This window comes from Maritalea myrionectae, from assembly GCF_003433515.1.
GTDB classification, from domain to species: Bacteria; Pseudomonadota; Alphaproteobacteria; order Rhizobiales; family Devosiaceae; genus Maritalea; species Maritalea myrionectae.
In genome coordinates, this window is the sequence record NZ_CP021330.1 from 1,960,747 (window position 1) to 1,983,510 (window position 22,764).

Genomic DNA, 22,764 nt, shown 5'->3' on the forward strand with positions numbered 1-22,764 from the left:
ATTTTGCCGCTTGTAACTGGGAAATCAATGCTGGTTGATGAAAGGAATAATTATGTCCGAATCCAAGACAACTGAACTTGATTTGGCACCAGGCGAAAGCCGGGTTTATCCGGTTTTGCCTTTGCGTGACATTGTGGCATTTCCGGGCATGATCGTGCCGCTATTTGTGGGGCGCGAAAAATCGGTTAAAGCGCTTGAAGAAGTCATGCGCGACGACAAGAATATCTTGGTCGTGACCCAAAAAAGTGCGCAAGAAGATGACCCATCTCCTGAAGATGTGTTTGATGTGGGCACCATTGCCTCTGTGTTGCAACTGCTGAAACTGCCCGATGGCACCGTAAAAGTGCTGATCGAAGGGCTATCGCGTGCAAGCATTGAAGAGTTTGTCCGCACCGACGATTATTATGAAGCCAAAGCCACGGCGATGGAGATGGATGATCATGATGACGTTGAGGCGGAAGCCTTGGCCCGCTCAGCGGTCAATGAGTTTGAGAACTACGTCAAGCTGAACAAAAAAGTATCGCCAGAAGTGGTGGGCGCCGTATCGCAGATCGAAGATCATTCGAAATTGGCAGATACGATCGCATCGCATTTGGCTGTGAAAATCCAAGACAAGCAGGACATTTTGTCGATCACCTCCGTACCGGGCCGTTTGGAACGTGTGTTGGAGTTGATGGAAGGCGAAATCGGCGTTCTGCAGGTGGAAAAACGGATTCGCACGCGCGTGAAGCGCCAGATGGAAAAAACCCAACGCGAGTATTATTTGAATGAGCAGATGAAGGCCATTCAAAAAGAGTTGGGTGATTCTGAAGATGGCACTGACGAGCTGACAGAGCTTGAAGAGCGGATCAAAAAGACAAAATTGTCGAAGGAAGCGAAAGACAAGGCGAAGGCCGAGCTGAAAAAGCTGAAAGCCATGAGCCCAATGTCGGCCGAAGCGACAGTTGTGCGCAACTATCTTGATTGGTTGCTTGGTTTGCCTTGGGGCAAAAAGTCCAAAATCAAACGCGATTTGAAGTTTTCGCAAGAGGTTTTGGATGCGGATCACTATGGCCTTGAGAAGGTTAAAGAGCGGATCATTGAATATCTTGCTGTGCAAAGCCGTACAGGCAAGTTGAAGGGACCGATTCTGTGTCTCGTTGGTCCTCCAGGTGTGGGTAAAACCTCATTGGGCAAATCGATCGCCAAGGCAACTGGGCGTGAGTTTGCCCGCATGTCGCTGGGCGGCGTGCGCGACGAGGCCGAGATTCGCGGCCACCGCCGGACCTATATTGGCTCTATGCCAGGCAAGGTGATTCAGTCCATGAAGAAGGTTGGCAAGTCCAACCCGATGTTCTTGCTCGATGAGATCGACAAGATGGGCATGGATTTCCGCGGTGACCCAAGTTCTGCGCTGTTGGAAGTGCTCGATCCTGAGCAAAACAACTCATTTTCGGACCACTATCTCGAAGTCGATTTCGATTTGTCGGACGTGATGTTTATCACGACGGCCAACACGTTGAATATTCCTGGGCCCTTGTTGGACCGGATGGAAATCATTCGCTTGTCTGGCTACACCGAGATTGAAAAGATGGAAATTGCGCGTCAGCATTTGATTTCCGACGCGATTAAAGAGCATGGCCTGGAAACATCTGAGATTGCTTTGCCGGATAAGGGGCTCGAATTCTTGATTCGTCGCTATACGCGTGAAGCGGGTGTGCGGAACTTGAAGCGTGAAATTGCGAACCTGATGCGGAAAGCGGTGACCGAACTGATGATGGATGACAAGAAAAAGTCCATCATGCTCGATGTGGAAAAAATCGAGGAATATTTGGGACCGCCAAAGCACCGCTATGGCGAAATCGAGCTAGATCCACAAGTTGGCCTGGTCACAGGCCTGGCTTGGACACAGGTGGGCGGCGAAATGCTGACCATCGAAGGCGTGATGACCCATGGTAAGGGCAAAATGACCGTTACCGGCAATTTGAAAGACGTGATGAAAGAATCAATCACCGCCGCGGCGACTTATGTGCGCTCCCGGGCAGTCGATTTTGGCATTGAACCGCCAAAGTTTGATTCGCATGACATTCACGTGCACGTGCCCGAAGGGGCCACGCCAAAAGATGGTCCTTCAGCGGGCATTGGTATGGCCACGGCGATCGTTTCGGTGATGACCGGCATTCCGGTGCGTCACGATGTGGCGATGACTGGTGAGATCACCTTGCGCGGTCGCGTGCTGCCAATCGGCGGCTTGAAAGAGAAGCTGCTTGCGGCATTGCGCGGGGGAATCAAAAAGGTACTGATTCCCGAAGAGAATGTGCGTGACCTTTCTGAAGTGCCAGACATTGTGAAAGAGGGGCTGGAAATTGTCCCTGTGAAGCAAATGGAAGACGCACTCAAACACGCTCTGGTTGAAGTTCCAGAGCCGATTGAGTGGGACTTTGAGGCGTATGCCGCGAGCAAAAAAGCCGAAAAAGGCGAAGGCACAGGCGTGGTTGCACACTAGTGTTTTCCACAATTTGATGCTTAAGGAGCGGAAAAGGCAACTTTTCCGCTCTTTTTTTGCCTAAAACCGGGCTGAAAGCGCCGGAATTCCTTGCGTTTGGGAAAGAATCGTCAAAAGGTTCATGGCGTATTGCCCGACAAAAGTAAGTCGGGCCAAAAAATGAGGATGGACTAATGAACAAAAATGATTTGGTCGCTGCAACGGCGGAAAAAGCTGGATTGACAAAAGCAGACGCCGCAAGCGCAGTGGACGCTGTTTTCGAAGCGATTACTGGTACATTGAAAAATGGTGACGAAGTTCGCCTGGTAGGCTTTGGTACATTTGCGGTTTCTCACCGTAAAGCCACTAAAGGCCGCAACCCAGCAACTGGCGCTGAAATTGATATTGCAGCGACAAACGTGCCTAAATTCAAGCCTGGTAAACAGCTCAAAGACGCTGTGAACTAGTCTAAGCAAAATTTTTTGCATTTTTTTGAAGGTCTCGGTGAAAATCGAGACCTTTTTTGTTGACGAGGGCGAAAGAACACCTTAAACGATGCATCACCAAACGGGGGGCGGTTAGCTCAGTTGGTAGAGCGCTTCGTTTACACCGAAGATGTCGGGAGTTCGAGTCTCTCACCGCCCACCATTTTGGTTCTTGTCGTGGTTCGGCACTGTTCGCAAAAAGAAATATTTTCTCTTTGAAAACAATGTCATAAAGATTGAAAATGGCGCTTGACACAAAGTGCTTTCAGTTTTAAACCACGCACACTCTTTGACGAGACTTTCTCATTAAAGGGGGTGTAGCTCAGTTGGTTAGAGCGCTGGCCTGTCACGCCAGAGGTCGCGGGTTCGAGTCCCGTCACTCCCGCCACTTTTCAAAAAATCATTGTATCTCGCGGCTTGGAACAGTGCGCTGTTTCCCAGACTAATTGACTCTTTTTCGCTTCGCGCCTAAATTTGCAGTTAATTAATAAAAGGGTGAGGCGAAATGTTTAAATCAATGATTCTCGCAACAACAATTGTTGCTACCGGAGTGATTGGCGCGTCTGCTGCCGATCCAATTATCTACACACAACCGGCTCCCGTTGTGACATCTTCGACATTTGATTGGGATCGTTTTTATATCGGCCTGAGTGCTGGCGGTATGAATGATGGTACACAGTATTTTGGTGTTGGCGGGCTTGCAGGTTTGAATATGCAATCAGGTGATTGGGTGTTCGGTTTGGAAGTGCAGGGCACGGCCTACTATGATGGCGGAGTATACTCAGGCGCATTCTATGACGTTTTCGGACGCGCAGGTTATCTTATGGCACCTGAAGCATTGCTATATGCCACTGGCGGTGTTGTTTTTAGCGATAGTGGCGATACTTTTGCCGGCCTAGGCGGTGGTATCGAATTTGCGGTGCATGACAATGTGACCTTTGGCGGTGAATATACGTACATCACAGATGGTGGTGGCACGGATGGTCACGCATTTGACGCTAAGATGCGTTGGTATTTCAATTAAGCGATAAATTCATTTTATGGCATGTAAAGCCACACTACGATGGGTAGTGTGGCTTTTTTACACTTTGTTAGCCATGAATTGATTTAGCCACATTTCAGACTAATTCCGGTCACCTTTTGCCTGTAGATTTGATTCATAGGTGTTAGGGGATCTCTTACGCGCTATTTTTGCGCGAATTAAATGGAAACTTACGGAACTTTCCCGGTTGCCGTTGCGTTCTTGAGATTAGAACCTATATGCCGAGAGTAACGCTTAAGAGAGCCATGGAGGCAATTATGAGCATTTTGAAGAAAATTTCCATTGCTATGCTAGCATCAGCAGCAATGACGGCAGGCGCGTCCGCAGCGGACCCTGTGATCGATTATACCCCAGCTCCAACAGCTGCGCCTGCATACTCTAATCCAGGCTTTGACTGGAACCGCTTCTATGCGGGTGTGAACGGTGCATATGTAAATGCAGCATCAGACGTTTGGGGCATTGGTGCCATTGCCGGTATGAACACACAGTTCGACGAAATGGTTTTCGGTTTCGAAGTTGGCGCACAAGCTAACTATGATGGCGGCACATATTATGGTGCTCAGTATGACCTGACAGGTCGCGCTGGTTACCTCGTTTCTGACGATGTGTTGCTCTATGCTGTTGGTGGTATTGGCCATCACTTCGGCGACGCGGTAGGCATCCTCGGTGGTGGTATCGAGTTTGCTGTGTCTGACGATGTGACGATTGGTTCTGAATACAACTGGTCAGTTTACAGCGGCGGTACATCAAGCCACGCGATTGACGCGAAAGCACGTTGGTACTTCAACTAAGCTGAAGTGCACAACACAGTGTTCGAGAGAGCGTTCCGTTTTGGAGCGCTCTTTTTTATGAGTAAAAAAGTCCAGTTTTTAAAACTATTTACGATGCTTGCCTTATTTGATTTGAATGAGGAGATAAATTAAAAATTTGAAGCCAAAGCCCTTGAAACACGTAAGGTGTTGGCGTAAGCCGTACCAAATCGAAGTTTCGGCTCCATTTTGTGAGTCTGGCTTGTGACAAATTCTTTGGCTGGGTTTCAGCTGTCAAAAAAGGCAAGGCAATTATGACCGAATTGCTCTCTCAGTATCTGCCCGTGATCATATTTGTTGGTTTATCCGCAGTGATCGGTTTGGCACTTTTGGTTGCTCCCTTCATTATCGCCGTTAAACGTCCCGACCCTGAAAAGGTGTCTGCGTATGAATGTGGTTTTGAAGCGTTTGATGATGCGCGGATGAAATTTGATATCCGCTTCTATCTGGTGGCCATTTTGTTCATCATTTTTGATTTGGAAGTTGCGTTCCTGTTTCCTTGGGCCGTCGCATTTAAAGATGTTGGCTGGTTCGGCTTTTGGGCCATGATGATCTTCTTGGGTGTTTTGACCATTGGCTTTATTTATGAATGGCGCAAAGGGGCTTTGGAATGGGATTAGACAATAATTCGACTTTGGTGTCTTCGCAGCCAAAAGGTATTATCGATCCAAAGACTGGTAAGCCAGTCGGGGCTGATGATCCGTTCTTTCTAGATGTCAATGATCAGCTGGCCGATAAAGGCTTTTTGGTCACGTCAACCGACGAGTTGATCAACTGGGCGCGTACAGGGTCCCTAATGTGGATGACATTCGGTCTTGCATGTTGCGCCGTTGAGATGATGCACATGTCTATGCCGCGTTATGATGCGGAGCGTTTTGGCTTTGCGCCGCGTGCATCCCCGCGTCAATCCGACGTGATGATCGTTGCCGGTACGTTGACGAACAAGATGGCGCCTGCGTTGCGCAAGGTCTATGACCAAATGCCGGAACCGCGTTATGTGATCTCTATGGGGTCCTGCGCGAATGGCGGCGGCTATTATCACTATTCTTATTCTGTTGTGCGCGGTTGTGATCGTGTGGTGCCAGTGGACATTTATGTGCCTGGGTGCCCACCAACAGCCGAAGCCTTGCTGTATGGCGTTTTGCTTTTGCAAAAGAAGCTCCGCCGTACCGGCACCATTGAGCGATAAGGGGCAGGGGGCAAATGGATTCTTCCCTTTCAGAACTTGGCGATTATATCAGCGCGAAACTGCCGGAAGCTGTGCAATCAGTTGAAGGTAATTTTGGTGAGTTGACGCTAAACATTGCCGCAGATTCAATTGTGGATGTTGCGCGCCTACTGCGTGATGACAGCCAATGTCAGTTCAGCTGCATTATTGATATTTGTGGCGTTGATTATCCACAGCGTGTCGAGCGGTTCGACGTGGTTTACCACTTTTTGAGCCCAACTCAGAACTTGCGCATTCGCGTTAAGCTGAAAACAGACGAAGACACACCAGTGGCTTCAATCTGTGAAGTCTATCCTGGTGCGGATTGGTTCGAGCGCGAAGCCTACGATATGTATGGCATTTTGTTTGTGAACCACCCGGAACTGCGCCGTTTGCTGACTGATTATGGCTTTGAAGGGTTTCCTTTGCGCAAAGACTTCCCGCTCACCGGCTTTGTCGAGGTGCGTTACAATGAAGAGTTGCAGCGCGTTGTGTATGAGCCTGTGAAGCTGACACAAGAATTCCGCTCATTTGACTATTTGTCACCTTGGGAAGGCACCGACTATGTGCTGCCTGGTGATGAAAAGGCGCAAGGTTGAGGATCATATTATGAGCGAAGCGCAACTTAGAAATTTCAACATCAACTTTGGCCCGCAACACCCGGCAGCGCACGGCGTGTTGCGTTTGGTGCTTGAGCTGGACGGTGAAGTTGTTGAACGGGTTGACCCGCATGTGGGCTTGTTGCACCGCGGTACTGAAAAGCTGATCGAGCACAAAACCTATTTGCAGGCTGTGCCTTATTTTGATCGGCTTGACTATGTGGCGCCGATGAACCAGGAGCACGCTTTTGCCTTGGCAGTTGAGCGTTTGCTGGGCATCACAGTGCCAAAACGTGGTCAGTTGATCCGCGTGCTTTATTCTGAAATCGGGCGGATTTTGAACCATTTGCTGAACGTGACAACCCAAGCGATGGACGTTGGCGCGTTGACACCACCGCTTTGGGGCTTTGAAGAGCGTGAAAAGCTGATGGTATTTTATGAGCGTGCTTGTGGCGCGCGCATGCACGCAGCCTATGTGCGTCCCGGTGGTGTGCACCAGGATTTGCCGCCTGAGCTGATCGACGATATCGAAGCGTGGTGTGACCCGTTTTTGGATGTTCTCGACGATATTGAGGGCCTCTTGACCGACAACCGTATCTTCAAACAGCGGAACGTGGATATCGCCACCGTGAAGCTGGAAGATGCTTGGGCCTGGGGCTTTTCTGGCGTGATGGTGCGTGGTTCTGGTGCAAAATGGGATTTGCGCAAGAGCCAGCCCTACGAATGCTATGACGAGATGGAATTCGATATTCCGATCGGGAAAAATGGCGACTGTTATGACCGCTATTTGGTGCGCATGGAAGAAATGCGCGAGTCAGTGAAAATTATGCGCCAGTGCATTGATAAATTGCGTTCGCCTGATGGGCAGGGGCCAATTTCGTCAATCGACGGCAAGATTGTGCCGCCCAAACGCAGTGAGATGAAGCAATCAATGGAAGGCTTGATCCACCATTTTAAACTCTACACTGAAGGCTACAAAGTGCCCGAAGGTGAAGTTTATGCGGCTGTGGAAGCGCCTAAAGGCGAATTTGGCGTTTATTTGGTGTCTGATGGCAGCAATAAGCCCTATCGCTGTAAAATTCGAGCGCCCGGGTTTGCGCATATGTCGGCCATGGACTTTTTGAGCCGTGGTCATATGTTGGCTGACGTTTCAGCCATTATTGGTACTCTTGATATCGTTTTCGGCGAGGTAGATCGCTAATGTCAGTTCGTCGTCTCGCAGAAGATAAAGTTCAACCGCAAGAATTTGCGTTTAATGCCGACAATAAGAAGTGGGCAAAGCAAACCATTGCGAAATATCCAAAAGGCCGCCAGCAATCTGCTGTGATCCCACTATTGATGCGGGCGCAGGACCAAGATGGTTGGGTGACCAAGGCTGCCATTGAACATGTCGCCGACATGTTGGAGATGCCTTACATCCGCGTGTTGGAAGTGGCGACTTTTTATACCCAATTCCAATTGAAACCGGTGGGCACCAAAGCACACATTCAAGTGTGTGGCACAACACCATGCATGTTGCGCGGCTCAGAAGATTTGATCAAAGTTTGCAAAAGCAAGATCAATGAAAAGCCGTTTGAAACCAATGAGAGCGGCACGCTTTCATGGGAAGAAGTGGAATGCTTGGGCGCATGTGTGAACGCGCCGATGGCGATGGTGTTTAAAGACACTTATGAAGATTTGACGCCTGAACGTTTCGAAGAAATGATCGATGAGTTTGAGGCGGGCAAGGACGTGAAAACTGGCCCACAGATCAACCGTCAGTTTGCTGCGCCGGAAGGCGGGCATGTTACATTGACGGATGTACCTGCAAAAGCCACTAAAGCGCGCAAGCCTGCGGCAAAGCCAGCGTCAAACGCAGCACCGAAACCGACAGCCAAGCAGAAAGCTGAAGAGCCAGGCGCGAAAGTAAAAACGCCAAGCAAGACAGCGAAGAAAGCAGCGGCAAAGGCTGACGATGCTGAAATGAAGGCACCTTTGTTCGAGGCACCTGAAGGACAAAAAGACGACTTGAAATTGATTTCAGGTGTTGGCCCAGTGCTTGAAGGCAAGCTGAATGATTTGGGCATTACCACATATCAACAAGTGGCAAAGCTGACCAAAAAGCAGATCGCAGAAGTCGATGATCGTTTGAGCTTTAAGGGTCGGATTGAACGCGATGACTGGAAAGCACAAGCCAAGGCTTTGGCCAAAGGTGGTGCTGACGAATATCGCAAAGTCTTTGGTAAGGATCCACGCTAATGGCTGAACGTTTCATGGGCATTGAGTTGAACGCGAGAAACATCATGTTGGCGATTGCCTTCATGGTGGGCACCTATATCTCGATCCGTTTGATTGCATTTTTTGCAGCTTTTCTCACCAACGGTATTTTTGGCCTGGTGGTTAGCGCAGCGATCGGATTGGTGTTGTTTTATGCATTTATGCGGGGGCGTCGATAATGCTGACAGATAAAGACCGCATTTTTACCAACCTGTACGGGTTTGAAGATTGGGGCCTTGAAGGCGCGCAAAAGCGTGGCGCTTGGTCACAAACCAAAAGCTTTATTGATAAAGGCCGGGATTGGATCACCGAAGAGGTGAAAGGATCGGGCTTGCGTGGTCGCGGCGGCGCTGGCTTCCCCACTGGTTTGAAGTGGAGCTTTATGCCTAAGCAAAATGATGGTCGGCCCCACTATCTGGTAGTGAATGCTGATGAATCTGAGCCAGGCACCTGTAAAGACCGCGAAATTATGCGCCACGATCCACATCACCTTGTGGAAGGGTGCTTGTTGGCGGGCCGTGCGATGGATGCGCATGCTGCTTATATTTATGTGCGCGGCGAATTTGTGCGCGAACGTGAACGGCTGCAAGCGGCTGTTGATCAGGCGTATGAAGCCAAATTGATCGGCAAAAACAATGTGCATGGGTGGGATTTCGATATCATCGTGCACCATGGCGCTGGCGCTTATATTTGTGGTGAAGAAACAGCATTGCTGGAGAGCCTTGAAGGCAAGAAGGGCCAACCACGGTTGAAGCCTCCATTCCCTGCGGGCATGGGGCTTTATGGTTCGCCAACCACCGTGAACAACGTGGAATCAATTGCCGTTGTGCCGGAAATTTTGCGCCGCGGTGGTTCTTGGTTTGCAGGGCTTGGCCGTGAGAACAACACAGGTTCAAAATTGTTCTGTGTTTCTGGCCACGTCAATCAGCCAGCGACATTTGAAGAAGAAATGGGCATCAGCTTTGGCGAATTGATCGACAAGCATTGCGGTGGCATTCGCGGCGGTTGGGACAATTTGCTGGCGGTTATCCCCGGTGGCTCTTCTGTACCTTGTGTGCCAGGCGATAAAATGCGTGATGCGATCATGGATTTTGATGGGCTGAAAGAAGTTGGGTCTTCATTGGGCACCGCAGCGGTGATCGTAATGGACAAATCAACCGACATTATCGCAGCGATTGCGCGGCTTTCCTATTTCTACAAGCACGAAAGTTGTGGTCAGTGCACCCCATGTCGTGAGGGCACCGGCTGGATGTATCGTGTGATGGAACGCATGGTGCGTGGCGAAGCGCAAAAGCGTGAAATTGATATGCTGTTTGAAGTGACCAAGCAGGTTGAAGGACACACAATTTGTGCGTTGGGCGATGCGGCAGCATGGCCAATTCAAGGGTTGATCCGCAATTTCCGTCCGGAAATTGAAGCGCGGATTGATCAATATACGCACAATGCGAAAGCAGAAGGTGCTGTGCCTTCTGTTGCAGCGGAATAAGGCGGCAAGAGCATGGCCAATATTAAAGTAGACGGTAATGAAATTGAGGTTCCAGATCACTACACGCTGATGCAAGCGTGTGAGGAAGCTGGTGCTGAAATTCCACGTTTTTGTTATCACGAGCGTCTTTCTGTGGCGGGCAACTGCCGCATGTGCCTTGTGGAAGTGAAGGGCGGCCCCCCAAAGCCAGCGGCTTCTTGCGCCATGAGCGTGCGCGATTTGCGCCCCGGGCCAGAAGGTCAACCGCCAGAAGTGTTCACGAACACACCGATGGTGAAAAAGGCGCGCGAAGGCGTGATGGAATTTTTGCTGATCAACCACCCGCTGGATTGTCCGATTTGTGACCAGGGCGGCGAGTGCGATTTGCAAGACCAGGCCATGGCTTACGGCATGGACAATTCGCGCTATCAGGAAAATAAGCGCGCGGTGGAAGACAAATATATCGGGCCATTGGTGAACACCATCATGACCCGCTGTATTCACTGTACACGTTGTGTGCGGTTCACCACCGAAGTGGCGGGCATTTCTGAACTTGGCCTGATCGGCCGTGGTGAAGACGCTGAAATCACCACCTACCTTGAGCAGGCGATGACATCAGAGCTGCAGGGCAATGTGATTGACCTTTGCCCTGTTGGTGCGTTGACTTCCAAGCCTTATGCCTTCCAAGCGCGGCCTTGGGAATTGAACAAGACCGAAAGCATCGATGTGATGGACGCGGTTGGCTCTAACATTCGTGTGGATAGCCGTGGCCGTGAAGTGATGCGCGTGATGCCACGTGTGAACGAAGCAATCAATGAAGAGTGGATTTCAGATAAGACACGCTTCATTTGGGATGGCTTGAAATCACAACGTCTCGACAAAGTTTACGTGAAAAAGAACCGCAAGTTGCAGGCTTCCGATTGGAATGACGCATTTGCGACCATCGCTCGCGCGGTGAAAAAAGCTGATCCAGCGAAAATCGGCGCGTTGGCCGGCGACTTGGCTGGTGCTGAAGAAATGTATGCTTTGAAGTCCATGTTGACCTCAATCGGCGTGAAAAACTTTGATTGCCGTCCAGTTGGTTCGGTAATCGAACCTTCCAAGGGCCGTGCAAGCTACATCATGAATGCAGGCATTGCTGGCATTGAAGATGCGGATGCGATTTTGATCGTGGGCAGTGACCCGCGCAAAGAAGCCTCACTCGTGAATGCCCGTATCCGAAAAGCGTGGCGCCAAAACGGCACGCCAATTGCGGTGATCGGCGAAAACGCTGATCTGAAATATGATTACGCCTATTTGGGCACCGGCACCGAAGCTTTGGCGGCTTTGGCCGCAGGTGACGACAAGTTTGCCAAAGTGTTGAGCAAGGCGAAACGCCCCATGATTATTGTGGGCGAGGGCGCATTGAGTGGCGCAACTGCTAAAGATGTCTTGGCCTTGAGTGCACAGATCGCTTCTGACAATGGCGCATTGAGCGACGAATGGAACGGCTTTGCCGTGTTGCACAATGCAGCTGGTCGTGTTGGTGGCCTGGATGTGGGCTTTGTGCCTGAGCGCGGCGGCTTGGATGCGGCCAAGATGCAGGCAGCTGGCAAAAAAGGCGACATGGATGTCGTGTTTTTGTTGGGGGCAGATAGCTACGACCTCAGCGCCTATGAGGATGCGTTTGTTGTTTATATCGGGTCGCACGGTGATCGCGGTGCCCATGCGGCAGATGTGATTTTGCCGGGCTCCGCTTACACCGAAAAAAGCGTGACCTATGTGAACACAGCAGGCACCGTGCAGCGCACGAACCGCGCTGTGTTTGGGCCGGGCGAAGCCAAAGAAGATTGGGCGATTTTGCGGGCTTTGAGCGCACATTTGGGCGCCACCTTGCCGTTCGACAATCTCAACCAACTGCGTGCAGCGCTTTATGCTGATGTGCCGCATTTGGCTGTTGTTGAAGGCCCCGTGGAAACAAAGGCTGCAGATGTGGCCAAACTGGCGAAAGTGCCAGCGAAGATTAAACCCGGTGCTTTGGGTTCACCGATTGAAGATTTCTATTTGACCAATCCGATTGCACGGGCATCCAAAGTGATGGCCGAATGTTCGCAATTGGCACTTGGGCAAGTTAAAGAAGCTGCGGAGTAGGGGCTGAATTATGGATTGGTTACTCCCATCACTTGATTATTTGCTCGGCGTGCCCTTTTTGGGGTTGGGCGAACAAATCGGGTTTGTTTGGAAGGCACTTTTGCTGCTGGTAACGTTGTTGGTGTTTGTGGCCTATGTGCTGCTGGCTGACCGTAAAATCTGGGCGGCTGTGCAAATCCGTCGTGGTCCCAACGTGGTTGGTGCCTTTGGTTTGCTGCAAAGCTTTGCCGATTTGCTGAAATTTGCGTTTAAGGAACCCCTTATTCCGGCCGGTTCGGACAAAGTTGTGTTCTTGTTGGCGCCATTCATCACCGTGTTGGTCTCGCTTGCGGCTTGGGCCGTGGTGCCGATTGACGAAGGCTGGGCGATGGCCGACATCAATGTGGGCGTGCTTTACATCCTGGCGATTTCCTCGCTCGGTGTTTATGGCGTGATCATGGGTGGCTGGGCCTCCAACTCGAAATATCCGTTCTTGGGCGCGCTGCGGTCTGCCGCGCAAATGGTGTCTTACGAAGTCTCGATTGGTTTTGTGATCATCACTGTGTTGCTGTGTGTTGGGTCGCTGAACCTGACGGACATTGTGCATGCGCAGCAAGAAATGGGCTTGGCACATATGTTGGGCGTGCCTTGGTTGTCATTCCTCAACTGGTTCTGGCTGCCTTTGTTCCCGATGTTCATCATCTTCTTTATTTCGGCACTGGCTGAGACAAACCGTCCGCCATTCGATCTGCCGGAAGCGGAATCTGAGTTGGTTGCCGGTTTCATGGTGGAATATGGTTCCACCCCTTACATGATGTTCATGTTGGGTGAATATGTGGCCATCGTGTTGATGTGTGCGCTTACAACAATCCTGTTTATGGGTGGGTGGCTGCCGCCAATCGATGCAGCGCCGTTCAACTGGATCCCTGGTGCGGTTTGGTTCGTTTTGAAGACCTCACTGGTGTTCTTCATGTTTGCGATGGTGAAGGCTTTTGTGCCGCGCTATCGCTATGACCAATTGATGCGTTTGGGCTGGAAAGTATTCTTGCCGATTTCCATCGTAATGATTTTCGTCGTGGCCTTTGTGCTTCAGCTGACAGGCTGGGGTTGGCACGGCGGAATGGCTTAAGGAGAAACGACACATGCGAGCAATTCAGTTTCTCAATTCGCTTTTGCTGAGAGAGTTTGTTTCGACATTCTTTCTGGCAATGCGTTATTTCTTCAAACCGAAGCCAACCATCAACTACCCGTTTGAAAAAGGGCCAGTAAGCCCACGTTTTCGCGGTGAGCATGCGTTGCGCCGCTATCCCAACGGGGAAGAGCGCTGCATTGCCTGCAAATTGTGTGAAGCGATTTGTCCGGCACAAGCGATCACCATTGAAGCTGGCCCGCGCCAGAACGATGGCACGCGCCGCACGGTACGGTACGACATCGACATGGTGAAGTGCATCTATTGCGGCTTTTGCCAGGAAGCGTGTCCGGTGGATGCGATTGTGGAAGGGCCAAACTTTGAATTTGCGACTGAAACCCGCGAAGAGCTTTATTTCGACAAGGAGAAGCTTTTGGAAAATGGTGACCGTTGGGAACGTGAGATTGCTGCCAATCTCGCTGCCGACGCGCCATATCGCTAGGAGCTTGATGATATGACCCTTCAACTTGCATTTTTCTATTTGTTTGCAACGGTGGCGATCATCTCTGCGGTGATGGTGATTTCCTCGCGGAATCCAGTGCACTCTGTGCTGTTTTTGATCCTCGCCTTTGTGAATGGTGCTGGCATTTTCATGCTGGCGGGCGCTGAGTTTTTGGCGCTGTTGCTCATCGTTGTCTATGTGGGCGCGGTGATGGTGCTGTTCCTGTTTGTGGTGATGATGCTGGATGTAGACTTCGCCCAATTGCGCCAGGGCATTTTGCAATATGCGCCCGTCGGCGCCTTGATTGGCGGCGTGTTGCTGATTGAGCTTATTCTGGTGGCCGGGTCATTTGTGGTGACCCCGGAGGTGGCGAGCTCAAGTGCGGTGCCATTCGTGGAGGGCATGTCCAACACCGAAGCTTTGGGCAACATGCTTTACACCCGCTACGTCTATTTGTTTGAAGCTGCCGGGCTGATTTTGTTGGTGGCGATGATCGGGGCAATTGTGTTGACGCTGAAGCATAAACCAAATGTGAAGCGGCAAGATATTAATGCGCAGGTTGCGCGCAAACGCGAAGATGCTGTCGAAGTTGTCAGTGTCGAGAGCGGCAAAGGGATTTAATTGGGGGCCTAAATGATACCGGATATCGGACTTGGTCATTTTCTGACCGTGGCGGCCATTTTGTTTACGCTTGGCGTATTTGGCATATTTCTGAATCGTAAGAATGTGATCATCATTCTCATGTCAGTGGAATTGATCCTTTTGGCAGTGAATATCAATTTTGTGGCGTTCAGCGCCCACCTACAAGACATGGCTGGCCAAGTGTTCGCTTTGATGATTTTGACCGTTGCGGCGGCGGAAGCGGCGATTGGTTTGGCGATCCTTGTGGTGTTCTATCGTAACCGTGGCTCCATTGCCGTGGACGATGTCAACGTGATGAAGGGTTAATGACGATGTATCATGCCATTCTCTTTCTCCCGTTGATTGGGGCCTTGGTGGCTGGGCTTTTGGGCCGGTCCATCGGGCACAAGGCGGCTGAATATCTGACGACAGGTTTGTTGATGGTTTCAGCGCTGTTGTCCTGGGTTGTGTTTGCAGGGATCTTTTTTGGTTCCGGTGGCGAGGCGGCGCACGGTGCAGAGACGGCTGCCGACCATGGCTTTATGGCGGCGGAAGCGGTCAAGATCACTTTATTCCGTTGGATCGATACCGGTGGGCTGGATCTTTACTGGATGATCCGCGTGGATACGCTAACCGCGGTGATGCTGGTGGTTGTGACCACTGTGTCGTCTTTGGTGCACCTTTATTCAATCGGCTATATGCATGATGATCCCCATCGGGCACGCTTCTTTGCCTATTTGTCGCTCTTTACTTTCGCGATGTTGATGCTGGTGACGGCCGATAACTTCCTGCAAATGTTCTTTGGCTGGGAAGGCGTTGGCTTGGCGTCATATTTGTTGATTGGCTTCTGGTATCAAAAGCCAAGCGCCAATGCGGCGGCGATGAAAGCCTTTATCGTCAACCGTGTGGGTGACTTTGGCTTTATCCTCGGTATTTTTGCCGCTGTGATGATGCTGGGAACCATTGATTTCGACACGGCGTTTGCGCATGTGGCGGACATGGATGGGCAAACCATCAACTTCCTTTGGGGCCAGTGGGACGCGATGACCGTGATCTGCTTGCTGTTGTTCCTCGGGGCGATGGGTAAATCGGCTCAGTTCCTGCTGCACACTTGGTTGCCTGACGCGATGGAGGGCCCGACACCTGTTTCGGCCTTGATCCACGCCGCGACTATGGTGACCGCTGGTGTGTTTATGGTGGCGCGTTTGTCGCCCATGTTTGAAGCCTCTCCAACCGCATTGACCGTTGTGACGGTGATCGGCGCGATTACAGCGTTCTTCGCGGCGACTGTTGGCTTGGTGCAGAACGATATTAAGCGCGTGATTGCTTATTCAACCTGTTCGCAGCTTGGCTACATGTTTGTGGCACTTGGGGTAGGGGCTTATTCAGCCGGTATTTTCCACCTGTTCACACACGCATTCTTTAAAGCCTTGTTGTTCTTAGGGGCTGGTTCGGTGATCCATGCGATGCACCACGAGCAAGACATGCGCAAAATGGGTGGCATTAAGAACAAGGTGCCCGTGACCTATTGGATGATGATGATCGGGACGTTGGCGCTGACCGGTGTCGGCTTGCCGTTCCATCTTGTCTCTGATGCGTTGCCAAATCTCGGCTTTGCTGGCTTCTTCTCTAAAGATGCCATTATTGAAGCCGCTTACGGCGCGCACACAGAAGCTGGGAACTTTGCGTTCTACCTGCTGGTGATCGCAGCCTTGTTCACAAGTTTCTATTCATGGCGCTTGGTGCACTTGACCTTCCACGGCAAGACCCGCGCTTCAAAAGAAGTTTTTGACCATGCGCATGAGAGCCCGAATGTCATGCTGATCCCACTTTATGTGTTGGCAGTTGGCGCGGTGCTTTCAGGTATTGTGTTCTATGACAGCTTCTTCGGCCATGCCGATCATGTTCAAGCCTTCTTCCTAGGTTCAATTGTTGTGGATGCAGAAATCATCGATGCGGCACACCACGTGCCAACTTGGGTGAAGCTATCTGCGACATTTGCGATGATCATCGGCTTTATCATGGCCTGGTGGTTCTACATCTCAAAACCAGACTTGCCGAAGGCATTGGCGAAACAGCATTCCGGGCTTTATGCCTTCTTGCTCAACAAATGGTACTTTGATGAACTCTATGACTTCATCTTTGTGCGTCCGGCCAAATGGCTTGGCCGTGTGTTGTGGCGCGGGTTTGATGACTGGTTCGTCGATGGTGTGATTGTTGGTGGCTTGGCCCGGCGCGTTAAAGACGTGACCAACCAAGTTGTAAGACTGCAATCTGGCTATCTTTATCACTATGCATTGGCAATGCTGATTGGTGTTGCCGCACTGATTACCTGGGCGATTGCTGCAGGGGGCCTACTCGGATGAATATTATAAATAACAACATCCTATCGATTCTGACTTTCCTGCCGTTGGTCGGTGTCTTTTTCCTATTGATTGTGCCGGGCAATGACGATCTGGCCAAAAACAATATGCGCCGGATTGCGCTGGCCACCACTTTGGTGACCTTCGTGTTCTCGCTGGTGATGTGGGCCATGTTTGACTCCACAAATCCAGGCTTCCAGTTTGTGCAAAACCACAGCTGGATTGGCGATGATGTCATCGGCTACCGCATGGGCGTTGATGGGATTTCGATCCTGTTCATCGTTTTGACCGGACTATTGATGCCAATGTGTGTGTTGGCCAGTTGGGAATCTGTTCAGAACCGGGTTCGTGAATATATGGTGGCCTTCCTGATCCTCGAATTCTTGATGATCGGGGTATTCGCCACGCTTGATTTGGCCATGTTCTATGTCTTCTTTGAAGGCGGCTTGATCCCCATGTTCCTGATTATCGGGATTTGGGGCGGCAAGAAGCGGATTCAAGCGAGCTACAAGTTCTTCTTCTATACCTTCATTGGTTCGGTGCTGATGCTGTTGGCTGTGATGGCCATGTATTGGCAGGCAGGTACGCTGGATATCGCCAAACTGTTGCAGTTCGAGTTCTCCTCGGAATCGCAATATTGGTTATGGCTGGCCTTCTTTGCTTCACTTGCAGTGAAAATGCCGATGTGGCCATTCCACCGTTGGTTGCCAGAAGCGCACGTTGAAGCGCCAACCGCGGGTTCTGTGATCTTGGCGGCGATCTTGCTGAAAATGGGTGGCTACGGGTTCTTGCGGTTCTCGTTGCCGATGTTCCCAGAAGCATCAGCCTATTTCTCGAACTTTGTGTTTGTGCTGTCGATCGCGGCGATCATCATCACCTCTTTGGTGGCGTTGGTTCAAGAAGACATTAAAAAGCTGATTGCTTATTCATCTGTGGCGCATATGGGCTATGTGACCATGGGTATTTTCGCCGGCAATATGCTGGGCATCCAAGGCGCGATCTTCCAAATGATTTCGCACGGGATTGTGTCGGGCGCGTTGTTCCTGTGCGTCGGGGTGATCTATGACCGGATGCACACGCGCCGGATTGATGCCTATGGCGGCCTGGTTGAACGTATGCCGAGATATGCCTTTGCCTTTATGGTGTTCACCATGGCCAATGTTGGCCTACCGGGCACCAGCGGCTTTGTTGGCGAATTCCTGGTTTTGATGGGGATTTTCCAAGTGAACACTTGGGTGGCCTTTGGTGCCGCGTTTGGTGTGATCTTGTCCGCAGGTTACGCGCTTTGGCTATATCGTCGTGTGATTTTCGGCGTATTGGAAAAAGAGAATTTGAAGGCGATTTTGGACATGAACCCGCGCGAAATGGCGGTGATTGTGCCCTTGATCATTCTCACGATCTTTTTCGGTTTCTATCCAGCACCAATTTTGGATGCGACAGCCGCTTCAGTGGAGCAGTTGGTCAACCAATATCAAATGAGCCTGGGGCACGTTGGCACCCTTGCCGACGTCGCGCACTAGGGGGATATAATGAATTCTGATTTGACTTCTTTTGCAGATCTCGCGCCAGCATTTCCAGAACTGCTGTTGGCGATTGGCGCCATCGTGTTGCTGATGGTTGGGGTGTTTGCCTCAGCCAAAAGCGCCAACCAGATTGTTTTGGGTATCGCCATGGCGCTTTTGGCCGCTACGGCATTGCTTGAAGTGGCGGTCCCCGTTGATGGCGTGTTGTTCAATGGTGCTTTCGTGCAGGACGCTTTCGCGCGCTTCATGAAAGTGCTGGTGTTGATCGGGTCGGCCTTTGCCCTCGCGATCTCGGTGTCCAGTGCGGATGAGCACAGGCTGAACAAGTTCGAATATCCGGTGTTGGTGATTTTGGCCACGCTCGGCATGTTGATGATGATCTCAGCCAACGATCTGATTTCATTGTATATCGGCCTTGAATTGCAATCCTTGTCACTTTACGTGATCGCAGCGTTTAAGCGCGATTCCAGCAAAGCGACAGAAGCGGGCTTGAAGTATTTTGTGCTTGGCGCATTGTCTTCCGGTATGCTGCTTTACGGTGCCTCCATGGTTTATGGCTTTACCGGCCATACGCAATTGGACGAAATTGCCCGGGCGATTTCACTCGGCGAGCCCTCACTGGGCTTGATTGTCGGCCTTGTGTTTGTGATGGCAGGGTTGGCGTTTAAAGTTTCAGCCGTACCGTTCCACATGTGGACGCCAGACGTTTACCAAGGTGTACCCACACCGGTGACAGCTTTCTTTGCTTCCGCTCCAAAAGTGGCGGCGATGGCCCTGTTCGTGCGGGTGGTGTTTGATGCGTTTGAGCCAATCTCGAAAGATTGGCAGCAAATTGTGATTTTCGTTTCAATTGCTTCAATGGTGCTTGCCGCTTTCGCTGCGATTGGCCAGAAGAACATCAAACGCTTGATTGCCTATTCATCTATCGGCCATGTGGGCTTTGCGTTGGTTGGGCTTTCTGCCGGGTCGCAAATCGGGGTGGAAGGCGTTGCCGTTTATATGGCGATCTACCTGACCATGACCCTCGGTTTGTTCGCCTGTATCCTGGCGTTGAAGAATGACGAAGGCTATGTGGAAAACATTGATGACTTGGCGGGCTTGGCCCAATCGCGCCCATTCGTGGCAGCGGGTATGGCCATCATCATGTTTTCCCTGATTGGCTTGCCGCCTTTGGCTGGGTTCTTCGCCAAGTGGCAAGTGTTCCTTGCTGCAATTGAAGCGCAATTGTTTGTGTTGGCGGTGATTGGTGTGTTGGCCAGTGCGGTGAGTGCGTTCTATTATCTGCGTGTGATCAAAGTGATGTATTTCGATGAAGTTGTGCATCAATTTGAAGAGTCAGCGTTTGCCCTTCGCCTTATCATTGCGATTTCTGGCTTTTTGATCGTGACCTATTATTTCACACTCGGTGTGCCGTTGACCCAGTGGGCGCAAACAGCAGCGGGTAGCCTCTTTTAGTGGTTAGCCTTGGTGAACGTGCCCGCTTGGATGGATTTCAACTACGGCATGTGCCGACGATAGGATCCACCAGCGCCACATTGATGCAAGACGCTTTAAACGGGGCCATTGGCCCCGTTTGGCTTGTGGCTGACCAACAAGAGGACGGCAAGGGAAGGCGCGGGCGCTTTTGGCACTCGCCGCCGGGGAACCTTTATTCCTCTTTGCTGTTGACTGAACCGGCGCCAAGTGAATATGTGGCTCAATTGTCGTTTGTGATGGCGCTGGCGCTTTATGATGCGGTTTGTGCCGTTGCAGCGGCGCAAAGCGTGGATGGCCTTACCATTGAGTTGAAATGGCCAAATGATCTGATGATCAATGGCAAAAAGTGCGCCGGATTATTGCTGGAAGGCGGTATGAAGGGGCAAAGCCGATTTGTGGTGATCGGAATGGGCGTAAATCTCGCATTTCACCCGGATCAATCCAACCACCCGGCGAGTGACTTTGCATCCCTGGGGCTGAATACGTCGCCGGCCCATTTTTTTGCTTTTCTGTCCGATGCCGTTGCCCAACGGTTGGGGCAGTGGGCGCGTGGCAATAATTTTGCCGAAATTCGAGCCGATTGGCTTTCCCATGCGTATAAGATGGGAGAAGTCATGCGGATTAATGCCAATGCGGAAAGCTATGAAGCGCGACTTGAAGGGGTGGACCCGACAGGTGGATTGATTGTTGATCATATGGGTCGACAGCGCATCGTGACCGCGGGCGAGATATTCAATTTGTAATGGAAGTTTGATTTTATGCAGGACCAGTTGGTTTTTGTCCCTTTAGGCGGCGTTGGCGAGATCGGAATGAATTTCGGTCTTTATGGCTTTGGCGCGCCGGACAACCGGAAATGGTTGATTGTTGATTGTGGCCTGACCTTTGCTGGTCCGGATTTGCCCGGCATCGAGCTGGTGATGCCTGATTTGCGGTTTTTGGAAGATGAAGCCGACAATATTGTCGGCATGGTGCTGACCCACGCGCACGAAGACCATTATGGCGGCGTGATGGATCTTTGGCCGCAGTTGGAATGCGATGTCTATGCTTCGCCTTTTGCGGCAGCGATGCTGAAAGCGAAAGGGCGCTCCAACAATTTTGGCTATGAAGTGCCGGTCAAAATTGTGCAGCAAGGGGACACATTTGAACTTGGACCGTTCAAGGTCGAGTTGATTAATGTGGCGCACTCGATTCCGGAAAGCTCAGCACTCTATATCGAAACACCAGCTGGCCGTGCCTTGCATACGGGCGATTGGAAACTTGATCCGTCGCCAGTGGGCAATGCGCCGACAGACGAAAAACGGTTGCGTGAAATCGGGGCGATGGACGCACCGCTGGCGCTTATCTGTGACAGCACAAATGCTGTGCGTGAAGGCGAAAGCCCAGGCGAAGGCGAGGTTGCCGAGAGCCTTGAAAAACTCATGTTGGACGCGCCGCAGCGGGTGGCGGTGACGATCTTCGCCTCAAATGTGGGGCGGATGATCTCTATCGCGCGTGCGGCGCAAAAGGCGGGACGCCATGTGGTGGCTTCCGGCCGCGCGATCCACCGCACATCAGAGATCGCCCGTGACCTTGGCATGTTTGAGGGCATTGAGCCGTTTTTGGACCAGGATGCGTTTGGCTATTTGCCGCGTGAGAAGGTTTGTTTGATCTGCACCGGATCGCAAGGCGAGTCCCGGGCGGCGATTGCGCGGATCGCGCGCGACGATCACCACGCCTTGACCTTGAACAAAGGGGATCAGGTGATCTTTTCGTCCAAAGCGATTCCGGGGAATGAGAAGGATGTTTTGGACATCCAGAACTTGCTGATCAATCAGGGCGTGAAGGTGATTAGCGATAAGGACGCGCTTGTGCACGTTTCGGGCCACCCGCGCCGTGGCGAGCTGCGCCGGCTTTATGAATGGTTGAAGCCAAGTGTGTTGGTGCCTGTGCACGGCGAGGCCGCTCATTTGGAAGCGCAGGCGGAATTGGGGCGCGAAGCTGGCATTGAAAAAGTGCTGTCGATCCGCAATGGCGATATGGCTATGCTTTACCCATCCGCTGAGCGCTTGGTGGACGAAGTGCCATCGGGCCGTGTGTATCTGGATGGGGATATTTTGTGTTCCCCGGAAGAGAGCGGCGTGCGCGAGCGGCGCAAACTGGCCTTCGGGGGCTTTATTGCTGTTTCCATGGTGGTGGATGGTAAAGGGCAAATGCGGGAAGCACCGCAGGTTGAGCTTTATGGCTTGCCCCAGTTGGAAGACGAGGATGAAGATTTCGACTTGGTGGTTGATAAAGCCATTGATGGTGTGATCCGCTCAATGCCCGCGAAAAAGCGCGGGGCTGTCCATGTGCTTGCTGAAGCCGTGCGACGAGCTGTCCGCTCGGAAGTGAATCAATTTTGGGGTAAAAAGCCCATCGTCAAAGTTTTTGTCCATAAGGTGTAAGTCACATGGGTTTGGTCTCTTCAATCGCGCTCTATTTTGTTTTGTGGTGGTTGTGCTTTTTTGTGGCGCTGCCCATCGGCACACGCTCGCATGTGGAGCAGGATGTTGAAGTGGACCGCGGATCGGAAGCCGCGTCACCGATCAAGCCAAATTTGATCAAGAAAATGTTGGGCGCGACTGTGGTGGCGTTCGCCTTGCTGTTTGTGACGCGGTGGGCGATTAGCCTGCCAGCCTTGCAGTATTACTGGAAGTAATTGTCGTAACATCTTGGAATCAATAAAAAACAGGGCC

22 protein-coding genes and 2 tRNA genes are annotated in these 22,764 nt (G+C 51.4%); all 24 read left to right on the forward strand.

What is annotated here, in order from left to right; genetic code table 11:
• Positions 1–52: 52 nt before the first annotated feature.
• Positions 53–2,485 carry an endopeptidase La gene (lon, locus tag MXMO3_RS10020; protein WP_027835248.1) on the forward strand — a complete coding sequence of 811 codons (2,433 nt, stop codon included), beginning with the start codon at positions 53–55 and terminating at the stop codon, positions 2,483–2,485.
• Positions 2,486–2,658: 173 nt separating this feature from the next.
• Positions 2,659–2,931 (forward strand): HU family DNA-binding protein, encoded by a 273-nt coding sequence (locus MXMO3_RS10025; RefSeq protein WP_027835249.1) that lies wholly within the window; start codon positions 2,659–2,661, stop codon positions 2,929–2,931.
• A gap of 105 nt (positions 2,932–3,036) precedes the next feature.
• Positions 3,037–3,112, forward strand: a tRNA-Val gene (locus tag MXMO3_RS10030).
• Between the two features lie 148 nt (positions 3,113–3,260).
• Positions 3,261–3,337: transfer RNA gene (locus MXMO3_RS10035), tRNA-Asp, on the forward strand.
• A gap of 117 nt (positions 3,338–3,454) precedes the next feature.
• Positions 3,455–3,973, forward strand: a complete 519-nt coding sequence (locus tag MXMO3_RS10040; RefSeq protein ID WP_117395782.1) for an outer membrane protein — start codon at positions 3,455–3,457, stop codon at positions 3,971–3,973.
• A 275-nt stretch (positions 3,974–4,248) separates the two neighbouring features.
• Complete coding sequence (locus MXMO3_RS10045) at positions 4,249–4,782, forward strand: outer membrane protein (protein ID WP_036222568.1); 534 nt, start codon at positions 4,249–4,251, stop codon at positions 4,780–4,782.
• Positions 4,783–5,054: 272 nt separating this feature from the next.
• Positions 5,055–5,420: an NADH-quinone oxidoreductase subunit A gene (locus tag MXMO3_RS10050; RefSeq protein ID WP_027835252.1), complete on the forward strand. Its 366-nt coding sequence runs from the start codon at positions 5,055–5,057 to the stop codon at positions 5,418–5,420.
• Entirely contained in the window at positions 5,411–5,989 is a 579-nt protein-coding gene (locus tag MXMO3_RS10055; protein WP_027835253.1) for a NuoB/complex I 20 kDa subunit family protein, read from the forward strand. The genes MXMO3_RS10050 and MXMO3_RS10055 overlap by 10 nt, the downstream gene beginning before the upstream one ends.
• Before the next feature lie 14 nt (positions 5,990–6,003).
• Entirely contained in the window at positions 6,004–6,606 is a 603-nt protein-coding gene (locus MXMO3_RS10060; protein WP_027835254.1) for an NADH-quinone oxidoreductase subunit C, read from the forward strand.
• Positions 6,607–6,616: 10 nt separating this feature from the next.
• Complete coding sequence (locus MXMO3_RS10065) at positions 6,617–7,807, forward strand: NADH-quinone oxidoreductase subunit D (RefSeq protein WP_027835255.1); 1,191 nt, start codon at positions 6,617–6,619, stop codon at positions 7,805–7,807.
• Entirely contained in the window at positions 7,807–8,844 is a 1,038-nt protein-coding gene (gene nuoE, locus MXMO3_RS10070) for an NADH-quinone oxidoreductase subunit NuoE (protein WP_117395783.1), read from the forward strand. Before MXMO3_RS10065 ends, nuoE begins: the two co-directional genes overlap by 1 nt.
• Positions 8,844–9,041 (forward strand): hypothetical protein, encoded by a 198-nt coding sequence (locus MXMO3_RS10075; RefSeq protein WP_027835257.1) that lies wholly within the window; start codon positions 8,844–8,846, stop codon positions 9,039–9,041. The genes nuoE and MXMO3_RS10075 overlap by 1 nt, the downstream gene beginning before the upstream one ends.
• Entirely contained in the window at positions 9,041–10,348 is a 1,308-nt protein-coding gene (gene nuoF, locus MXMO3_RS10080; protein ID WP_027835258.1) for an NADH-quinone oxidoreductase subunit NuoF, read from the forward strand. The genes MXMO3_RS10075 and nuoF overlap by 1 nt, the downstream gene beginning before the upstream one ends.
• 12 nt (positions 10,349–10,360) lie before the next feature.
• Positions 10,361–12,457, forward strand: coding sequence for an NADH-quinone oxidoreductase subunit NuoG (gene nuoG / locus MXMO3_RS10085; protein WP_117395784.1), 2,097 nt, complete (start codon positions 10,361–10,363; stop codon positions 12,455–12,457).
• 10 nt (positions 12,458–12,467) lie between these two features.
• Positions 12,468–13,565 carry an NADH-quinone oxidoreductase subunit NuoH gene (nuoH, locus tag MXMO3_RS10090; protein WP_084634159.1) on the forward strand — a complete coding sequence of 366 codons (1,098 nt, stop codon included), beginning with the start codon at positions 12,468–12,470 and terminating at the stop codon, positions 13,563–13,565.
• Between the two features lie 13 nt (positions 13,566–13,578).
• Positions 13,579–14,067: an NADH-quinone oxidoreductase subunit NuoI gene (gene nuoI / locus MXMO3_RS10095; RefSeq protein ID WP_027835261.1), complete on the forward strand. Its 489-nt coding sequence runs from the start codon at positions 13,579–13,581 to the stop codon at positions 14,065–14,067.
• Between the two features lie 12 nt (positions 14,068–14,079).
• A complete protein-coding gene (locus MXMO3_RS10100) occupies positions 14,080–14,688 on the forward strand; it encodes an NADH-quinone oxidoreductase subunit J (RefSeq protein WP_027835262.1) in 609 nt (202 codons plus the stop codon).
• Positions 14,689–14,700: 12 nt separating this feature from the next.
• Positions 14,701–15,015: an NADH-quinone oxidoreductase subunit NuoK gene (gene nuoK, locus MXMO3_RS10105; RefSeq protein ID WP_027835263.1), complete on the forward strand. Its 315-nt coding sequence runs from the start codon at positions 14,701–14,703 to the stop codon at positions 15,013–15,015.
• Positions 15,015–17,054: an NADH-quinone oxidoreductase subunit L gene (gene nuoL, locus MXMO3_RS10110; protein WP_425462119.1), complete on the forward strand. Its 2,040-nt coding sequence runs from the start codon at positions 15,015–15,017 to the stop codon at positions 17,052–17,054. Before nuoK ends, nuoL begins: the two co-directional genes overlap by 1 nt.
• Positions 17,051–18,571, forward strand: a complete 1,521-nt coding sequence (locus tag MXMO3_RS10115; RefSeq protein WP_117395785.1) for an NADH-quinone oxidoreductase subunit M — start codon at positions 17,051–17,053, stop codon at positions 18,569–18,571. Before nuoL ends, MXMO3_RS10115 begins: the two co-directional genes overlap by 4 nt.
• A gap of 9 nt (positions 18,572–18,580) precedes the next feature.
• Positions 18,581–20,029: an NADH-quinone oxidoreductase subunit NuoN gene (gene nuoN / locus MXMO3_RS10120; protein WP_117395786.1), complete on the forward strand. Its 1,449-nt coding sequence runs from the start codon at positions 18,581–18,583 to the stop codon at positions 20,027–20,029.
• Positions 20,030–20,079: 50 nt separating this feature from the next.
• Complete coding sequence (locus MXMO3_RS10125; RefSeq protein WP_156905552.1) at positions 20,080–20,793, forward strand: biotin--[acetyl-CoA-carboxylase] ligase; 714 nt, start codon at positions 20,080–20,082, stop codon at positions 20,791–20,793.
• Between the two features lie 15 nt (positions 20,794–20,808).
• Entirely contained in the window at positions 20,809–22,473 is a 1,665-nt protein-coding gene (locus MXMO3_RS10130; RefSeq protein ID WP_027835268.1) for a ribonuclease J, read from the forward strand.
• A gap of 5 nt (positions 22,474–22,478) precedes the next feature.
• Entirely contained in the window at positions 22,479–22,727 is a 249-nt protein-coding gene (locus MXMO3_RS10135; protein ID WP_117395788.1) for a DUF1467 family protein, read from the forward strand.
• Positions 22,728–22,764 lie beyond the last annotated feature (37 nt).